Origin of the sequence: Daejeonella lutea (assembly GCF_900168015.1) — a bacterium.
GTDB classification, from domain to species: Bacteria; Bacteroidota; Bacteroidia; order Sphingobacteriales; family Sphingobacteriaceae; genus Daejeonella; species Daejeonella lutea.
In genome coordinates, this window is sequence record NZ_FUYR01000001.1 from 1663085 (window position 1) to 1680621 (window position 17537).

The window sequence follows — 17537 nt, forward strand, 5'->3', positions numbered from 1 at the left end:
AAAGGTGAGCTTAAGCTTTGTGCTATCTTTGAATCGTTAAATAACAGCTCTGGCAGGAATTTATGGTACATTCATTTGAACAGGATCTTCTGAAGATTATCGAAATATTCAAAGCTAATTACGATGGCCATCCCTGGCATGGGGTCACCACCGAAAGCATTCTTTTGCGCAATTCTCCGAGGAATATTATAAGTAAACCCGACTTTATCAAAAAGAATCTATGGATTATGCTTATGGAAATTGTGGAATGGAAAAAACTATTAATTGAATATCTAAAAGGGGAAGACATAAATTTCAATAAAGAGGCTGAAAAAATGAAAATAACCGCTCCCGAGAATATTCTGGATCAAGAATGGGCAAGTCTAATTGCGGATCTCAAAAGTGTCCATTTCCTATTAATAGCGGAGCTTAAAAAAGTGCTGTCACTCGAAGTAACTGAGCGGATCTTTCCCAATCATTTGTCTTTTAGCCAGATTGCCTACGGGATAATACACTCAGAGCTTTTCTGTCTCGGCCAAATAAATATCCTCATCGAATTCAGCGATTCATTTGTCACAGAGCAACCTAAAGTGCTTCTCCGGAAGTATCTTACCCCGGCACATCGCTCACTGAGAAAATAAGATTTGGATAAGGTCCTAAAGCTGGACCTGCCTGAACGCGCCTGGTGTGATATCGTAGGTTGTTCGGAATGAACGTATAAAAGAACTGGGGTTTTCAAAACCTACCATATTCACAATCTCCTGAATTGATGATCCGCTATTTCTCAAATAGTATTTAGCACGTTCGAGCCTAACCTGGATAAGGTATTGATACGGAGATTTATCGTAGATAAGTCTGAATATTCTGATAAGATGGCTAACGGACAGGCACGCTACATTGGAAATATCCTCAAGCTTAATATTCTTTTCGTGGTTGCTAATGATAAAATCTTTAGCCATAGCTATGCGCTTGATTATATCCATCCTCACACCATTTTTAGCATTCTGATGGAGCTTGCTGGTTTTACTATAAAGCTGCTCGTTGTAAATTTTGCAATAATTTAACAACAGATGTTGTAAATATTGGCTTATCATGAACTGGTCGGTTAAGCCTTTATCAGCATGATTTTTCAAATGCATAATATTATATTCCATATCCCCCGTTAAGGTGTACATCGAATCTATCAATATTAGGTCTTCGTTCTCGCTGGTTCGATATGGCATGAAGAGATCACCCGCCCGTTTTGATTTGAGCGACCGTGAAAATTTGTCGAGATATTCAGGATCGAAGGAAATTGAAAAACTAGTTACAGGGACTTCTGAATGAATTATACGTGTGTAACTCGTTCCCTCGTTTATTACCAAAAAACTTCCCGGATAAAGTGTTATTTGCCGGCTCCCCAGAATATAGGTTTCATTACCCGAAAACACCACACGTAAGGAAAACTTGCTTCGAACATGCTGATCTGAAGCCTCAGTTACCTTTTCATAGAATATTTCATTCCGGTTATCAAGAACCCGCAGATATTTGGTAATTCTCATTCTCGATATAGTTATCAGACACTTTATAATTCCTTACTTCCAGCAATGCATATAAATTTCCAAAAGGATCACTAAAATTTGCCATTAAGCCGGTGGAGTTGTACTGAGGCTCGCTCTTAAATCTAACCCCAGCCTTTTTGAACGTGCAGTAATCCCTGATACAATCGTCAGTTTTAATGATGATCTTGTTTCTGGAGTAGATGTGATCACTGCTTGGAGACTCTACTAGGACAAGGGAAAGGGTCCTATTTTGAGGGCTTACCACCTGGGTTTTCAAACCAGGAAGCAATTCCACTTCCTGCGAAACAATAAAATTCAGTTTGCCGGTAAAAAACCGGAGGGCTCTATCGAGCTTGTTTACAATGACGGGGATGTAGCTTTCTTCCATAGCAGATCGTTTTAACAAATTTAGATCTGTGGCATGCCATTGTCTTCAACCCGAAGGGGTGATATTTATGTAACAAAAATTTAGATCATTCGAGCCTATGCAGAAGGTTTTGCACGTAGGCTTTGAATCAGTAAACAGACTAGATCAGTCGGTCGCGGCGAGCATTCTTAAGAGCCTTATCACGTGTGTCGACATCTAGTTTTACATAGATATTTTTGATGTGTGTTTTTACAGTACTGACGTTGATAAAAAGTTCCTCGGCAATTTGAGCACGATTTTTCCCGTAACTAATCAGCTTGAGAACCTCGGTTTCGCGTTTGGACAAAGGTGATTCTTTGCTCTTTTGAAACGATTCAACAACCAACCTCGCTATATTTACGCTCATAGGAGATCCCCCTTCATAAACCTCCTTGATTGCTTCGAGTATTTTCGGCGGCGGTGTATTTTTGGTAATATAGCCAGCTGCACCGTTTGAAAACGCTTCAAACACCGTTTTCTGCGAATCATGGACTGTAAGGACAAGAATGTTTGCAAATGGCACGATACTTTTCAGCAATGGAATTGCCTCTACACCGTTAATTCCCGGCAACTCAACATCAAGCAAAATTACATCAGGATTGTCGATACGCAAATTCTTCACCGCCTCCTCGCAAGAACCATAGGTGCTAACTATTTCATATCCATCTACCTGGCCCAGCAAAAAAGAATAGCCATTCCGAATAACTTCGTCATCCTCAATTAATATAATTCGAATATTCTCTTTGTCTGTCATGGATTAACCCGGCTGCTGTATTTTCAAAGTTGTTATTGTACTCTTACCTGTTTCAGATACCATAGTAACGTCCCCTTTTAAGCGGGCACTACGATTTCGAATATTAATCATCCCTTTGCCTGAATGACTCTTATTAGTATCAAATCCTTTTCCGTCATCAGAAAGTTCAATTTTGATCTCTCCATTTGTAACGCTAACATTCAACCATGCATTTTTAGCGTCAGAATGTTTTAAAACATTGTTCAATAGCTCTTTGAAAATCATCGTCACATTCCTGCTGTATTCCATCGGCAGCTTAATCTTTTTAAATGAGCTTTCGGGCTCGTTAAAATGGAAAGTGATTCCTGTATTGCTAAACAGATCACTCCCAAAATAATACAGGTGGCTTAATATTTCATATAAATTGTCAGCTTTCGGGTCCAAAGCCCAAAGGATATCCTTTGTTCCATTATAGAGCGCTGAAGCTGTGTCTTTTATTTGAGTTACCAGCTTTCGTTCCTCGATTTTATCGGGATCAATTTTAGAGGCAAGAATATCGGAAAGGATGGAAATACGGGTAAGTTTGTTGCCCATATCGTCATGAAAATCTTCGGCGGTCTGCTCCCGGATCTTGCGTTTCTCCTCCCTTGTTATACTTTGGATCAGTAGCCTTCGTTTTTCCTTTCTCGTTATTAGATAAGACTGAGTCAAAAATATCAGAAGTACGATAAGCAAAAATACCAGAATTCTAAAGGGAGTTGTACGATAAAAAGGTGGCACAATTACAAATGAAAAGCTCTTTACGGACGATGACATGCCGTTTTCTAATACAGCTTTGACCTCAAAGGTATAAGACCCTTCTGGGATGGATAGATAATTTACCGTTGTATTTCTTACCGGGATGCTGAAATTGTCGGCGAGGCCAACAAGTCGGTACTGATATCTCAACGCATCCTGATCGCTTAGATAAATGCCGGAATATGATATCACTAAATTGTTCTGTTTATACGGAAGACTATGGGTCTTATTTGGTTCTAGAAGCTTAACAGAAGGAGTGCCTTTCACAACCGTATCCACTCCCGGCTGAGAAATCCTGACTGTTTGAATTTTAACTTCAGGTCGCGTAAACTTCATCGTTTTCAATGGATCATACACAAAAGCTCCCTTAGCTGTTCCAATCCAGATTTTTGAGCCATCAAACAATGCGGCATTCTGATTTGCTTCTACAACAAGTCTGATTGGACGGTGATCGTTTAATATTGTGATATTCATTGTGGCAGGATCCAGTCTTAGCTTATTAATTCCTCTGCCGGTTCCAAGCCAAATATTTCGGTTATCGGAAGTGATGCTATACACCGCATTTGAGTAAAGTCCATCTGCCTGCCTGTAATTTTTTACCTTTTTATTATGGGTGTTCAAAATGTACAACCCGTCAATAGCTGTCGCAAGCATTATAAACCTGCCATATTTTTTAACACTGAGTATATTTTTCCCTTCAATCCCAGGTATTTTATAGCTGAGATCCACTCTTTTGTTGGTAATTAACGTAACCCCATTATCGCTACCCAGGAGAATTGAATCTTTTCCTATTTCCGCGATACAACTGGCTGATCCTTTATAATCGCTTAACTTCACGGGTTTACTGCCCTCGTAATAGTAACAGCCCTCCGGCGAACTAACCCAAACCTGGCCTTTATGATCACCAATAATCCCATTAACCAGGTAAGGCCCCGTTGGACTTTGCGGGGTTTGCGTAAATCTGCCGTTTTTATACTTCCACAATCCAGCTCTTAAGGTTCCGATCCATAATGCTTCCTCCCTGTCAATATATAAGCTAAAAATACTTTGCGAGCGAGGACCATCGGCAGGGATTTTATAGTAGCTTAACTGATTGTTTTTGTAATTAACCAGTCCGCCTCCAAAGGTACCCATCCAGATTCCCTGCCTTTTATTGCCCGCAAGACTCATGATAACTTCATTTGGTAGCCGCTGCGTCTGATCAAACCTTACATACATATCGCCATTAAAGCGAAAAATACCTGATCCTTCAGTGGCGAGCCATATATTCCCGGCATTATCCAGGCAAACATCGTTCACGGCATTGTCAGTGAAGCCGTTTGATGAATTGAAACTTCTGAATGTATCGTAGCCAATGTTAAACAAACCAGCAGTTGTGCAAAACCACAGAGAACCCGATTCATCTTGTTTAACCGCGAGGATCGCCCCATGGATTTTCTTTATTTCAGGATTCGCATAGGCTGCGATCTTACCATTTTCGACGGACAAAAAATCACCGAAAGACTGCAGATATATGGTGTGCTTGCGGATCTTATCGAAAATTATGTTGCGTACTGCAAGCTGATCATATATTTTTCCGTATGACGTGACGCGATGCCATGTTTTTCCTTGTAAACGATACAAACCCTTATGTCGGAACGATGCGTGAATATTACCCTCAGGATCAGTAGCCATTGCGTCTACTGACACTTTCCATGGAAGAACAACAGCGTGAACTCGAAGATCCTTCACCATGAACATCTCATATCCAACAGCTCCCCACAAGTTCCCATCCTTCGCTTTTACCAAATGATGAAAAATCCCTTTACCATATTTTGCCGGCTTTTTTAGCGTCAGCATGTTTTGGCCATCAAAATAACTTAATGTGCGGCTGGCAAACCACACCCTTCCAGCACCATCCTCTGCCATTGCGGTTGCAGTTCCAGCGGCACCGTCACTGCTTATAAAATTGGTGAAGTCCCGGCCGTTAAATCTGGAAATGCCCCCAAATGTGGAAATCCATAAATTGTGTTCACGATCCTGAAAAATCCTCTGTGCCTGCGACTGAATAAGTCCATCTTCGATGTCATAGTTCTTAAAATTATAACGCTGACCGTATACTTGCTGGTTCAAGACCAGAGAAATCATAACGATAAAACTTCGGAAAATTATCTTACTAAGAATCGTAAACATTATAATTGGAAAATGACTATTTATCAGGTGTTCTAGCTAAAATTACCTAATTAGCATAAATATGCAAATCTGAGCGAAGATACGAACTGGAAGGCTTAGGTTTTGCGGGTGGGATATGCGAATATCGTCATTTTTGTCCACCCTTAAGGTGGATTAGTATTTCAGAATTTTTCAAAAGTAAATTGTCAGATTGATTAACTTGCATCGACTTCTATAAAATGAATATGCAGAAAATATACATGGGCGATACTGGGTTGAAGGTTTCGCCCGCGGTTTACGGATTTTACAGGTGGGAAGATGTTAAAGATCCCAGGACCACCTTAAAGAAAATAGTTGGCCTTTGTCTCGAACTAGGGATTAACACCTTTGATCATGCCGACAGTTATGGTGCTTATCAATGCGAAGAGCTGTTTGGAGAGCTTATCGCCGATAAAGTGTTCAAAAGAGAAGACGTTGTACTTTTTACAAAATGTGGCCTGCGGGTTCCGAACTCTCATAACCCGGATATCCGCACTAGGCATTATAACACATCCGCTTCACATGTTACGAAAAGTGTTGACGCGTCTTTAAAAAAGTTAAGAACCGATTATATCGATATTTTCTTACTGGACCGGATTGACCCGATCTCCAACCTGGAGGAAACGGCACTCGCACTTGAAAAGCTTGCAGATTCGGGAAAGATTAAAAATATTGGAATTGCAAATTTCTCAGTCTTCCAGCATCAGCTACTGAGTTCGTATTTAAGGAAACCAATTGTGACAAATCACATCGAGTTCAACCTATTGAAAACTCAGGCGCTTGATAACGGTCAACTCGATTATATCAAGCAAAAATATATGCAGGCACTTGCGTCAGCACCTCTTGCAGAGGGAGAGATAGCGAATGGCACTGGAATTCAAGCTACCAGAGTACGTGAAAAGCTTGACGAACTAAGCGGAAAGTACAATGCTGACATCGAAGCACTTGCTGTAGCCTGGCTTGTTAAACTCGGAGCAATTCCCCTGATTGGCACAACTAATGAGCAGCGAATAAGAAACATTGCTAATAGTTTTTCAATAGACCTTGATCACCAGGATTGGTATGAGCTTTATAATGTTTCTGCTGAATTCCAGGGTGTAAAATCTTAACTAGATGACAGTGGAGAGTTGACAGTTGTCTAGACGCTTTTGGAATCCTTAGCGATTACAAAAGCTAAACTTACATTGTCCATTTCAACCTTTAGCTATCGGGTGTCAACTGTCAATCAGAAAAATGGAATGGATTGAGAATAATTTATTAAGATGCGTATTTAAAGCGATCACCGGAGCGGATTGTCCCGGATGTGGATTTCAGCGATCGCTTATTTATTTGATACGGGGAGATTTTCTTAGCAGTTTTGCAATTTACCCTGGCCTGATTCCTATTCTGCTTTTTGGTTTATGGACAATCCTTGGGACACGTTACCCGGTCAAGAATCATAATTTGATTACTCAAGGGCTCTTTTTTTTATCCGTCGCAACTGTATTTATATCTTACATTTTAAAGCTGCTAAATGCAGGAGGTTAAATCGAATCGCTGCGAACCGAAAGGTGGTTGTAGTCCTTGACAATAGTCTCTAAAAACTCTAATTCACTAACATACCCTGAAGTTTTTATTCCAAGGTGCTCCTCGACCTGGATTTTCATGTTGTACAATAAATTCTTGTTGCCGCTGGCCGAGAAAGTATTCAATACTTCCTGAATTAGCAGTACTTCTTTGTCGGTTAAATGAATGACTTCCTGATAAACTGGCTGGTAATTATCATCTTCAGGAATGAAAGCTAAATGATCCAACTGTGTGTGCGGTTCCGTCTTAATGAGCGTGGTCCCCGCAATGAGATCACCAATTCTCTGCTTATTGGGTGTTGAAGCTACTGAAATTACCGCTGCTAAATGGGCAGTAAGAGAAAAATCGACCATCCTGAATACCCATCTGATTAAATACTGGCCCAGTGTTGGCCTTGCGCCATTCAAGCTTATTACTCTAATCTTCATGGCCACCTTACCAATGCTCTGACCCCTAAAAAAAACTTCGCAGACCAGGTCATAAAAGCAGAAGATAGCGCCATAAGTCCAGAGTACGACTGTCCGGTTTTTGCCCAGTCCACTTGGTGTTGCATAGGAGGAAATTGTCATTAGCAGAATATACAGGATAATGAATATCCCTAAATCAATTAGCCTTGCCAGAATTCTCTCCCCCAAACCAGCTACGGGATAATCAATTGTGATATTTTGAGAAGTGTGGATTTTTACCGTTTGCATCGACAATAATAATGTTCAACAATATTGTTAGAATAAATTAAAAAATGTAATTATTTTAACACAATATTCGGATCATCTACCAATGAGAGAAGCTTTGTTTGTAAAGCATAATTCTGCTAAATGGAAAAAGTACGACAGCTTCAAATCCGACAATCCGGATGAACTTGCTCAATTTTTTCTGGAGATCACGGATGATCTGGCCTACGCAAAGACGTTTTATCCAAAATCTAAAACCACTGACTATCTGAATGGACTCGCCTCACGATTTCATCAGACTATTTATCGCAACAAAAAGGAGAAGTCCAACCGGTTTATATTATTTTGGAAAATCGAGTTGCCAATGCTTTTCAAACAATATCAAAAGCCTTTGTTCTATTCGTTTGTTTTCTTCGTGTTCGCCCTTCTGATCGGCATTTTCTCCGCCCGATACGATGATCAGTTTGTCAGAATGATTATGGGCCACCAGTACGTCAACATGACCAATGAAAACATCGCCAAAGGTGATCCGTTCGGAGTGTATAAACAAGCCCCTGAATTTCCAATGTTTTACTATATCGCACAAAACAACCTGAATGCCGCATTTTACACATTCACCAGTGGGATTTTTCTATCCGTAGGAACCATAATTGCTCTTTTGAAAAATGGCATTATGCTGGGCTCTTTTGAATATTACTTTTTTAGTAAAGGTTTGGGCATAGAGTCTATCCTGGTTATCTGGATCCACGGCACCCTCGAAATTTCAGCCATAATTTTAACCGGCGGAGCTGGTCTGGTGCTCGGGAACAGCATTCTATTTCCAAAAACATATAAACGGATGGAGTCATTTAAACGAGGCGCAAAGGATGGTATGAAAATTTGCATTGGACTTGTGCCAATTTGGGTTTTTGCAGCGTTCCTGGAAGGCTTCATAACCAGACATACAGACATGCCCGTTTGGATGAGCGTTTTCATTCTTGGAAGCTCCCTGTTATTTATCATCTGGTATGTCATATTATACCCTAACTATTTACATAAATCATTAAGCTATAAAACGAGCAATGGAAGAAAGCTTTGAACCCAGGAAAGTGCGCGATTTCGGAGAAATCATAAATGACACCTTCGTCTTCATATTCAAAACCTGGAAACCTTTACTGAAGGCTTATGCAACGATCTGCGGCTTTTTTGTGATTGGAAGTTTGCTTGCCACGCTGTTACAGCAGTTTCGGATGATGAAAGGAATGCGGGAGGGCTTTGCAAATGTTCCCCGAAATCCGTTTGGCATTTTATCAAACATGTTGGGATTCGAATATATAGTCGCCATGCTGTTCTCATTTATGACGTACACGGTGATCACCCTAACCACGCTGTCATTCATACATTTATACAGGGAAAAAGGAAATGAAGTTCCTACTGTAGAAGAGGTTTGGACTTTTGTTAAATTTTACTTTTTCCAATTCCTGGGAAGCGGAATACTAATGTTTATTCTATTTTTTGTGGGGTTTATGTTTTGCCTGGTCCCCGGAATTTATCTATATCCTATTATCTCCCTTATTTTCCCGATAATGCTTATAGAAAGCACTAACCTGGGATTCGCATTTAGTAAAGCCTTTACATTGATCAAAGGCAACTGGTGGGCAACCTTTGGGGTACAGGCAATTATGCTAATACTTATTACCCTGGCAGGGTTCGTATTTTATATTCCGATGATGGTCGCTGGTATGGGCGGCTTCTTCACCGGCATCGCCAAAATGAATACTCTCAACGTAGTTCTAAAGGTTGTGATTGCCCATATTAACATGGCCTTTTTCGTCTTTCCAAATATTGCCATCGCCTTATCCTACTACAGTTTGAGCGAACAGAAGGATGGTACAGGTCTCATGGATCGAATAAAGAGTTTCGGAAAAAAAGACACGGGTAATCCCGAGCTGGCGCCCGAGGAATATTGATCAGAATGCAGAAATTCATCCTTGTTTTATTCCTACTTCTTGCTCTGGGAACTATCCCTCAATCATTCAGCGCGGTCAACGTGAAAAAGCCAAACCGCATCCAGTTGGATAGCAGTCTTGTAGTAGCAAAATCATTTAATCAGGCGGCATTGGACAAGCATCGCTCGGATTCCGACTTTCAGTATGGAGAGAAGTACCAAACTGCATTATCGTGGTGGGACCGTTTTTGGAAATGGTTCTGGAACCAGTTCAGCAGCGCAGTCTCCGATTCGACATCGAGTAACCTCGCACGAAATGTTTCAGCAATTATCCTGGCGGGTTTGATCATATTTCTTGTAATAAAATTTTCCGGGGCGGGAGTCCTGCAGCTATTTACTGGAAAAGCCAGGGTCGTGCCTTTGGCGTACGCTGAATCTCTTGACAATATTCATGAGATTGACTTTGATCCTGAAATCGAGAAAGCAACGCAAAATCGTGATTACCGGCTCGCTGTACGTATGCTATACCTTAAATGCCTTAAGAAACTTAGTGATGCCGGATTTATTTCATGGCAAATCGACAAGACAAACTCCGCTTATATTTCTGAGCTAGTAAATCACGACAGAAAACAACAGTTTGCATCACTAACACGACAATTCGAATTTATCTGGTATGGAGAATTTAACATAGACCAGTCCGTGTTTACAGCTATCAAGCAAGATTTTAAGGATTTTAACCAGGGTTTATCATGAGAGACCTTAAGATCTATATTGCCTTAGGTTCACTTCTTTTAGTGATTTATCTGATTGCCCAACATAATAAACCGCTGCCAGTCGATTGGACACCGACGTATTCAAAGGACGACAAAATTCCGTATGGCACCTACTTATTGCACCGTCAAATTAATGATATTCTACCGGGAAGCAAGGTATTAGTTCGGCGGAAGCCTGTATTCAACGTTTTTCAGGAAGAGAATGTCCAAGCAGGCAACTATTTGATTATTGCAGGTTCGATTAACCTTGACATATATGATTTTAAAAAGCTAGTCAAGTATATGCAAGCGGGGAGCAATGTTTTTATCGCGACATATTACCTCGGTAACTTCTTGAATGACACTCTCAAGACAACAATAAGCAGCGAAATAAAGCTGAATGATAAGGGATATTCGCAGCACTTCACCAATCCATCCTTGAATCCGGCAAAAAAATACTTATTCGATAAGGATATAGGGAATCAGTATTTCAGCAAATTAGACACTACAAGAGCTATTGTTTTAGCCGTGAACAACAATGGACACAGCACATTTATTAAATATCCCTTCGGTAAAGGTGCTCTGTACTTAATGTCGAGCCCTCAATTCTTTACCAATTATAATCTTATTAAGTACGATGGAGCTGACTTTGCGGCCAAATCAATGTCATACCTTTCGCCGGGCGGAGATTTAATTTGGGATGAATTTTCAGCAAAAGGACCCGGGCAAGTCAATGCCCCACTTAGTGTATTCTTAAATATTCCCGAATTAAAATGGGCTTATTACATAGCTTTATTCAGCCTGATCGCGTTCGTGTTTTTCGAAATAAAGCGACGCCAGCGCATTATACCCATAATTCAGCCTTTGCAAAATAACACCATAGAATTTGTGAATGTAGTAGGTCAGGTTTACTATGAACGCAAGGACCATAAAAACCTGATTGACAAAAAAATTGCTTACTTGTTTGAAAACATCCGCTCGCGATACCGCCTCAACACGAATAATATTGACGAGGAATTTATTACAACACTTAGCAATAAAACGGAGATATCAAGAGAAGCCATCCAAAATCTGATGGCCTTAGTTAAACACTATTCAGAACTTACAAAGATTAGCGATCAGCAACTCATCGAATTCAACAGGGAAATAGAAAATTTTTATAATAAATCAGCATAATATGGACCAGGAATTTACCGGACAAAGAACAGATTTAAGCCAGTTAAGCTCGGCAGTTGAGCAGATAAAAAAATCGCTGGGCAGTATCATAGTCGGTCAGACCGAAATGGTTGAACTGCTGATTGCCGGCATACTTGCGGATGGCCATATTTTGATTGAAGGTGTGCCGGGAATTGCAAAAACATTGACCGCCAAACTGCTTGCAAAAACGTTGAGTGCGAAGTTTTCAAGGATACAGTTTACACCAGATATTATGCCCTCTGACGTGCTGGGGACTTCCATTTTTAATCCGCGTGAAACGTCATTTGAATTTAAGTCAGGTCCCATATTTGGAAATATAATTCTTGTGGATGAGATTAACAGGGCACCTGCCAAAACCCAATCGGCATTATTTGAAGTTATGGAAGAACGTCAAGTCACAATGGACAGCCGGACCTATAAAATGGACGAACCATTTATCGTTCTTGCTACACAAAATCCAATTGAACATGAAGGCACATACCGATTACCCGAAGCTCAACTGGATCGATTTCTCGTAAAGATCGAAGTGAAATATCCCACCCTTGAGGAAGAGATCAATATTCTGACCATGCAACATTCTCAGACTACAAGAGAACAGCTTGATCGTGTGGTTCCAGTGATAACAGGCGATGAGATCACAAGTTACAGGAAGCAGATTCGTGCCTTTCATGTTGAACCAAAACTGATTGAGTTTGTAGCTAAGATCATCCATGAAAGCCGCACGAATAAATCATTATTTCTTGGTGCCTCTCCGCGCGCCTCGATCGCAATAATCAATGTAGCGAAAGCCATTGCCGCGATCAATGGACGCGATTTTATCACACCTGACGATATTGTAAAAATTGCACCGGCCGTTTTAAGACATCGAATTATGCTTACTGCTGAGAAGGAAATGGAAGGGATCAGTCCGGATGATGTGGTAGCCCAGATCATCCAGAAGATCGAAATACCCAGATAAATTCGCATTAACGACACAACTTTGAGATCACTTTTTAACCAGTTTTATTTAAATCTATTCTTGCAGAACCGCTTGTTCGCGGGACTGGGTGGTGTCTCGTTGCTGTTTACATTCTCTTTCTTCTTTCCCTGGCTGGGAGTTATTCCACTCGTTTCATTTGTGACTTTACTGGGGCTCATTGCCATTGACCTACTATTATTGTACCGCATTCAAAATGGCATCTTCGCCAGGCGTCATTCGCCAGACCGTTTGAGTAATGGCGATGATAATGATTTCGGTATCCACACCGAAAACTTTTATCCATTCAGTATTCATGTGGGGATCATTGATGAGATACCATTCCAGTTTCAACAAAGGAATATTTGGTTCGATGTAAAACTAAAGCCCAGAGAAATTAAGGTTATCTCCTACCAGTTAAGGCCTGTAAAGCGTGGAGAATATGATTTCGGCAGGATTCTTCTCTATGTAAGATCTCCTATAGGTCTGATATCACGACGATATCAATTTGATGATTCAGAAATACTACCTGTTTACCCGTCGTTTTTACAAATGCGCAGGTATGAGCTGATGGCAATTTCAAACCGTCTAAGTGAAACTGGTATTAAAAAGCTCAGAAGACTGGGGCATAGCATGGAATTCGAGCACATCCGCACGTACGTAAGCGGTGATGACCAGCGAAGTGTGAACTGGAAAGCTACTGCCCGGAAAGGTGACCTGATGATTAATTCATACACTGATGAAAAGTCGCAACATGTATATTGCATAGTTGACAAATCCAGGTCCATGAAAATGCCTTTTGAAGGCTTAAGTCTGCTGGATTACGCTATCAATGCGAGCCTCGTACTTTCAAACATTGCGTTAATTAAAGAAGATAAAGCCGGACTTATCACCATCTCTGAAAAGATCGGCGCTATAGTTCCGGCAGACAGGCGCCCCGCCCAGCTCAACAAGATCCTGGAGGTGTTATATAGAGAAAAAACCCGCTATCTGGAGATAAACATGGAACTGCTGTACAGCACCGTTCGTACAACAGCAAAGCAACGAAGTCTTCTACTTTTCTTCACGAACTTCGAAAGTTTGTCGGCTATGGAAAGGCAGCTGCCATTTTTAAAGCGCATAGCAAAGTTTCATCTGCTTTTTGTGATATTTTTTGAAAACACAGAGCTTCAGAAGTTAAAAGAAGAACCGGCGAGAAATATCGAAGAAATCTATATTCAAACTATCGCGGCTAAGTTCGCGCATGAAAAGAAACAAATTGTCAAGGAACTCGCAAGACACGGCATTCAGACAATTCTGAGCACACCCCAGCAGCTAACGGTGAATACAATAAACAAATACCTCGAACTTAAAGCTCGCCAAAGCTTTTGAACCTAAAGAGGTAAAATCAAACCACCTGCACCTTAATTCGTTAAAGGTAAATGAAGATCTTAGTTATTGAAGACGAAGCAGCTATGTTAGACAATATTGTCGATGCGCTTAAAGGCGAACAATATCTGGTTGAAACGGCCGACAACTATGATAGCGCTATTCAAAAAGTTTCCGACTATCAATATGATTGTATCGTTTTGGATATTTCTTTACAAAATACCCGAGACGGGTTAGATATTCTACGCGAACTCAAAAAGCTAAATAAAGCTGATGGAGTCATCATCGTTTCGGCAAAAAATTCCCTTGACGATAAAGTTGCGGGATTGGATTTGGGTGCCGATGATTACCTGGCTAAACCATTTCATCTATCGGAATTACTGGCTCGGGTCAAGGCAGTAATCAGGCGTCGCAGTTTCTCAGGCAATGACCACATCAATGCAGGTAATTTAAAGATAGACATCAGCCAGCAATCTGCTTATGTAGGCGAACAGCCGTTTATTACAAACAGAAAGGAGTTTGAAGTTTTACTCTACCTTGTAACGAATAAGAATCGTTTGGTTAACAGGGCCGCTCTTGCTGAGCATGTATGGGGTGATCATATTGACAGCGCGGATAATTTCGATTTCATCTATTCACAAATAAAAAACATTCGTAAAAAACTTAAAGACGCGAAAGCTCTGGTAGATATCCAGTCCATTTATGGAGTGGGTTATAAGCTTCAGGCAGAATGAAACTTCTCAATTACACTTCAGGGTATTTTTTGATTGTTCTGATGGTTATCATCCCTATTTGGGCTGGGTTGTTTTATTATGCGATGTTGGATGAAGTGTATGACAGTATGGATGACGGGTTGGACAATCAACGGCAACTTATTATCTCAAAAGCAGCACTCGACACCGCAATTCTTACTCATAAAGATTTTGAAGAAGGTAATTATGCCGTTATGCCGGTTTCTCCTAATGCAGCCAGGAAACATACAGATTTGTATATCGACACGATGATGTACATGCAAAACGAGAAAGATTTTGAACCAGTCAGAATGCTGCAGACAGTATTCCGTAAAGGTGAGGATTATTATCAAATGCGGGTGATAACTTCGATGGTCGAAGAAGATGATCTAGTTTCTGAACTGGGCTATTCTCTGATGTGGCTATATTTTGGACTTGTAGCCACGATTCTTGTGCTTAATAACTTTTTGCTGAAGAATATTTGGAAACCCTTTTACAGGCTAATCAGGCAATTGCAGACATTTAAGCTTACAAATATCCAGCAGATAAAAATGTCGCAAACCCGGGTTGACGAATTCAATCTGATGCAAAACACCGTACAACTCTTCCTTGACAATACGGTGTCTGTGTATAATCAGCAAAAGCAATTCATTGAAAATGCATCTCATGAACTCCAGACTCCGCTTGCAATTGCAATAAATAAGCTTGAGCTCTTGGCAGAACACAATTCACTGGGTGATGCACAGGCGGAATTACTTGAAACTGCGCTGGACAATCTCGAGCGCCTAAAACGTCTTAACCAATCTTTGTTGCTTTTGTCAAAAATAGAAAATGATCAATTCGAAGATGTGAGGGAAGTTAATGTCAATTTGCTGATAAATAAGCTTAAAGATGACTTTAGCGATCAAATTGACTTTTACAAACTAGTTTTCACATTTAGCGAGCAATCACAATGTATTTGGAGAATGAATCCCGACCTGGCAGACATAATGTTTTCCAATCTTATAAAGAATGCAATTAAACACACACCACAGGGAGGCATTATTAGTATCAAAATAAAAAGCTCGTCAATTAGCTTTGAAAATGAAGGTTCGGCAGCATTAGATGAGTCACTCCTATTCCAGCGTTTTCACAAGATTAGCAAGTCAGAAAGTTCTACTGGCCTCGGGCTTGCCATCGCAAAGGCAATTGCCAAAGTAAGCCTTCTGAGCCTTAATTACCGGTATGAGGGAAAACATATTTTTACGGTAACACCCGCTGTGTAAGCTCGTTCCCAAATCTTTCCAGATTTGTATAGCACCTTTGTGATACAATCTGTCTTATGAAGAATTTAGCATTAATAATCTGCTTGTTCGGAACAACATTGGGAGCATGTAGTAATGACATCCCCATTGCCGAAGTACCGTCTGTCGTTTTAAACACCTTTCAAACGGATTTTCCTGCAGCAAAAAAACTTGAATGGGAAAAAATCAAAGGCAATTATGAAGTTGAATTTGAACTTAACGGTATTGAACAGCATGCACAATTTGCCACCGATGGGAGAAAACTAATGCACAAGAAAGAAATTCCGGAAGGCTCACTACCTGCAGTCATCAGTTCCCTCTTGAAAGACCAGTTTAGCAGCTATCTTATTGATGATGTACAACAGGTAATGAGAGCCGAGATAACCTACTATCAGGTTGAACTTGAAAGAAAAGGGAAACCAGATAGAAAAATAGTTTTTTCAGCAGATGGCAAAGAGAATTCTGCACTACCTTATTGGGATTAACTAAACGTTCACTAAAACATCAGATCATGCGCACCGCAATATTCATCATCGCTTTTATAGTACTCGCTATCGGAATAGCCTTTACGATACGCTTCACAAATGTTGAGGATATCGTAGAAAATAAAAAAGGTAAAAAAGAAAAAAAGAAGGATAAAGACAAAGATGATAATATGACTGCAGGCAGTTCTGATGTCCAAATTATTACCAAACATGACCTTCCCGAAGTGCTTAAAGAGATTTCGGCAGTTGTTTATCTCGACAAAGATCGTTTCGCATGTGTGCAGGACGAATTAGGTACGATCTTTATTTATAACACAAGCACCAAAAAAATAGAAAATGAAATAGAATTTGGTGCTGCTGGCGATTATGAGGGCCTTGCAGTCGTTGGAAAGAATGCCTATGTGCTTCGCGCTGATGGAGTTGTTTTTGAGGTCAAAGGTTATTCAGCATCTGGAAGCACAACGGTTCAGCATAAAACTCATTTGACGGTAAAACAGGATACTGAAGGCTTGTGCTACGACAATAAGAACAATCGATTATTGATCGCCATCAAAGGTCCTGATCCGGCAGGCACGAATTATAAAGGGATCTATAGTATGAGCCTTTCTGATTTCAAAATGGACAAAACTCCGGCATATAAGATAAACCTTGGAGACCCGGCACTGGCAAGCTTTAAAGCGAAGAAGCAGGGGAGCCAGATGCAACCATCCGGAATAGCAATCCACCCGTCAACAGGTGATCTTTATATTACTGAAGGCACCAAGCCTAAGTTGCTTATCCTGGATAACAAAAGTGTAATAAAATCAGTTAGAGACCTCAACAGCAAGGACTTCAACCAGCCAGAGGGCATAAGCTTTAGTCCGGATGGTGAGCTTTATATTTCGAACGAAGGAAACAAAGCTCCGGGTAATATTTTAAGGGTAGATATCTCTAAATTTTAAAGCTATTTTGTGGC

At 40.5% G+C, this 17537-nt stretch carries 18 protein-coding genes; 13 read left to right on the top strand and 5 right to left on the bottom strand.

Annotated features, from left to right (window positions below):
• Positions 1-62: 62 nt before the first annotated feature.
• Complete coding sequence (locus B5X60_RS07445) at positions 63-620, top strand: hypothetical protein (RefSeq protein ID WP_079701963.1); 558 nt, start codon at positions 63-65, stop codon at positions 618-620.
• 15 nt (positions 621-635) lie between these two features.
• Here the strand turns inward: B5X60_RS07445 and B5X60_RS07450 are convergent, their stop codons facing one another.
• The 4 genes from B5X60_RS07450 to B5X60_RS07465 form a co-directional block, all read right to left on the bottom strand.
• Positions 636-1520, bottom strand: a complete 885-nt coding sequence (locus B5X60_RS07450; protein WP_079701964.1) for an AraC family transcriptional regulator — start codon at positions 1518-1520, stop codon at positions 636-638.
• Positions 1489-1908, bottom strand: coding sequence for a VOC family protein (locus tag B5X60_RS07455; RefSeq protein WP_079701965.1), 420 nt, complete (start codon positions 1906-1908; stop codon positions 1489-1491). The genes B5X60_RS07450 and B5X60_RS07455 overlap by 32 nt, the downstream gene beginning before the upstream one ends.
• 139 nt (positions 1909-2047) lie before the next feature.
• Complete coding sequence (locus B5X60_RS07460; protein WP_079701966.1) at positions 2048-2680, bottom strand: response regulator; 633 nt, start codon at positions 2678-2680, stop codon at positions 2048-2050.
• A gap of 3 nt (positions 2681-2683) precedes the next feature.
• Positions 2684-5629, bottom strand: coding sequence for a ligand-binding sensor domain-containing protein (locus B5X60_RS07465; RefSeq protein WP_079701967.1), 2946 nt, complete (start codon positions 5627-5629; stop codon positions 2684-2686).
• Between the two features lie 224 nt (positions 5630-5853).
• Here B5X60_RS07465 and B5X60_RS07470 point away from each other — a divergent pair, with 224 nt between their 5' ends.
• A complete protein-coding gene (locus B5X60_RS07470; RefSeq protein ID WP_079702348.1) occupies positions 5854-6756 on the top strand; it encodes an aldo/keto reductase in 903 nt (300 codons plus the stop codon).
• Positions 6757-6880: 124 nt separating this feature from the next.
• Positions 6881-7174, top strand: a complete 294-nt coding sequence (locus tag B5X60_RS18635) for a DUF2752 domain-containing protein (protein ID WP_079701968.1) — start codon at positions 6881-6883, stop codon at positions 7172-7174.
• Here the strand turns inward: B5X60_RS18635 and B5X60_RS07480 are convergent.
• Positions 7171-7908 carry an RDD family protein gene (locus B5X60_RS07480; protein WP_079701969.1) on the bottom strand — a complete coding sequence of 246 codons (738 nt, stop codon included), beginning with the start codon at positions 7906-7908 and terminating at the stop codon, positions 7171-7173. The two genes, B5X60_RS18635 and B5X60_RS07480, sit on opposite strands and share 4 nt — an antisense overlap.
• An 82-nt stretch (positions 7909-7990) precedes the next feature.
• On the opposite strand from B5X60_RS07480, the gene B5X60_RS07485 reads away from it, so the two are divergent.
• The 10 genes from B5X60_RS07485 to B5X60_RS07530 are packed head-to-tail and all read left to right on the top strand — an operon-like array spanning position 7991 to position 17523.
• Positions 7991-8962: a stage II sporulation protein M gene (locus B5X60_RS07485; RefSeq protein ID WP_079701970.1), complete on the top strand. Its 972-nt coding sequence runs from the start codon at positions 7991-7993 to the stop codon at positions 8960-8962.
• Positions 8946-9833 carry a hypothetical protein gene (locus B5X60_RS07490; protein ID WP_079701971.1) on the top strand — a complete coding sequence of 296 codons (888 nt, stop codon included), beginning with the start codon at positions 8946-8948 and terminating at the stop codon, positions 9831-9833. Before B5X60_RS07485 ends, B5X60_RS07490 begins: the two co-directional genes overlap by 17 nt.
• Positions 9834-9838: 5 nt before the next feature.
• The gene (locus tag B5X60_RS07495) at positions 9839-10564 is read left to right on the top strand and encodes a hypothetical protein (protein WP_079701972.1); all 726 of its coding nucleotides are present in this window, start codon (positions 9839-9841) and stop codon (positions 10562-10564) included.
• Positions 10561-11739, top strand: coding sequence for a DUF4350 domain-containing protein (locus B5X60_RS07500; protein WP_079701973.1), 1179 nt, complete (start codon positions 10561-10563; stop codon positions 11737-11739). Before B5X60_RS07495 ends, B5X60_RS07500 begins: the two co-directional genes overlap by 4 nt.
• 1 nt (position 11740) lies before the next feature.
• Positions 11741-12718 (top strand): AAA family ATPase, encoded by a 978-nt coding sequence (locus B5X60_RS07505; protein ID WP_079701974.1) that lies wholly within the window; start codon positions 11741-11743, stop codon positions 12716-12718.
• Positions 12719-12739: 21 nt separating this feature from the next.
• The gene (locus B5X60_RS07510; RefSeq protein WP_079701975.1) at positions 12740-14086 is read left to right on the top strand and encodes a DUF58 domain-containing protein; all 1347 of its coding nucleotides are present in this window, start codon (positions 12740-12742) and stop codon (positions 14084-14086) included.
• 50 nt (positions 14087-14136) lie between these two features.
• A complete protein-coding gene (locus B5X60_RS07515) occupies positions 14137-14817 on the top strand; it encodes a response regulator transcription factor (RefSeq protein ID WP_079701976.1) in 681 nt (226 codons plus the stop codon).
• The gene (locus tag B5X60_RS07520; protein WP_221406211.1) at positions 14814-16079 is read left to right on the top strand and encodes a sensor histidine kinase; all 1266 of its coding nucleotides are present in this window, start codon (positions 14814-14816) and stop codon (positions 16077-16079) included. Before B5X60_RS07515 ends, B5X60_RS07520 begins: the two co-directional genes overlap by 4 nt.
• A gap of 56 nt (positions 16080-16135) precedes the next feature.
• Positions 16136-16582: a PepSY-like domain-containing protein gene (locus B5X60_RS07525; protein WP_079701977.1), complete on the top strand. Its 447-nt coding sequence runs from the start codon at positions 16136-16138 to the stop codon at positions 16580-16582.
• A gap of 26 nt (positions 16583-16608) precedes the next feature.
• Positions 16609-17523: an SdiA-regulated domain-containing protein gene (locus tag B5X60_RS07530; protein ID WP_139377393.1), complete on the top strand. Its 915-nt coding sequence runs from the start codon at positions 16609-16611 to the stop codon at positions 17521-17523.
• The last annotated feature ends 14 nt before the right edge of the window (positions 17524-17537 follow it).

Coding starts and splice junctions, on each gene's coding strand:
- B5X60_RS07495 (WP_079701972.1), top strand. CDS start 9,839: ATGCAGAAATTCATCCTTGTTTTATTCCTACTTCTTGCTCTGGGAACT.
- B5X60_RS07455 (WP_079701965.1), bottom strand. CDS start 1,908: ATGGAAGAAAGCTACATCCCCGTCATTGTAAACAAGCTCGATAGAGCC.
- B5X60_RS07500 (WP_079701973.1), top strand. CDS start 10,561: ATGAGAGACCTTAAGATCTATATTGCCTTAGGTTCACTTCTTTTAGTG.
- B5X60_RS07530 (WP_139377393.1), top strand. CDS start 16,609: ATGCGCACCGCAATATTCATCATCGCTTTTATAGTACTCGCTATCGGA.
- B5X60_RS07465 (WP_079701967.1), bottom strand. CDS start 5,629: ATGTTTACGATTCTTAGTAAGATAATTTTCCGAAGTTTTATCGTTATG.
- B5X60_RS07520 (WP_221406211.1), top strand. CDS start 14,814: ATGAAACTTCTCAATTACACTTCAGGGTATTTTTTGATTGTTCTGATG.
- B5X60_RS07480 (WP_079701969.1), bottom strand. CDS start 7,908: ATGCAAACGGTAAAAATCCACACTTCTCAAAATATCACAATTGATTAT.
- B5X60_RS07525 (WP_079701977.1), top strand. CDS start 16,136: ATGAAGAATTTAGCATTAATAATCTGCTTGTTCGGAACAACATTGGGA.
- B5X60_RS18635 (WP_079701968.1), top strand. CDS start 6,881: ATGGAATGGATTGAGAATAATTTATTAAGATGCGTATTTAAAGCGATC.
- B5X60_RS07485 (WP_079701970.1), top strand. CDS start 7,991: ATGAGAGAAGCTTTGTTTGTAAAGCATAATTCTGCTAAATGGAAAAAG.
- B5X60_RS07490 (WP_079701971.1), top strand. CDS start 8,946: ATGGAAGAAAGCTTTGAACCCAGGAAAGTGCGCGATTTCGGAGAAATC.
- B5X60_RS07505 (WP_079701974.1), top strand. CDS start 11,741: ATGGACCAGGAATTTACCGGACAAAGAACAGATTTAAGCCAGTTAAGC.
- B5X60_RS07445 (WP_079701963.1), top strand. CDS start 63: ATGGTACATTCATTTGAACAGGATCTTCTGAAGATTATCGAAATATTC.
- B5X60_RS07515 (WP_079701976.1), top strand. CDS start 14,137: ATGAAGATCTTAGTTATTGAAGACGAAGCAGCTATGTTAGACAATATT.
- B5X60_RS07470 (WP_079702348.1), top strand. CDS start 5,854: ATGCAGAAAATATACATGGGCGATACTGGGTTGAAGGTTTCGCCCGCG.
- B5X60_RS07460 (WP_079701966.1), bottom strand. CDS start 2,680: ATGACAGACAAAGAGAATATTCGAATTATATTAATTGAGGATGACGAA.
- B5X60_RS07450 (WP_079701964.1), bottom strand. CDS start 1,520: ATGAGAATTACCAAATATCTGCGGGTTCTTGATAACCGGAATGAAATA.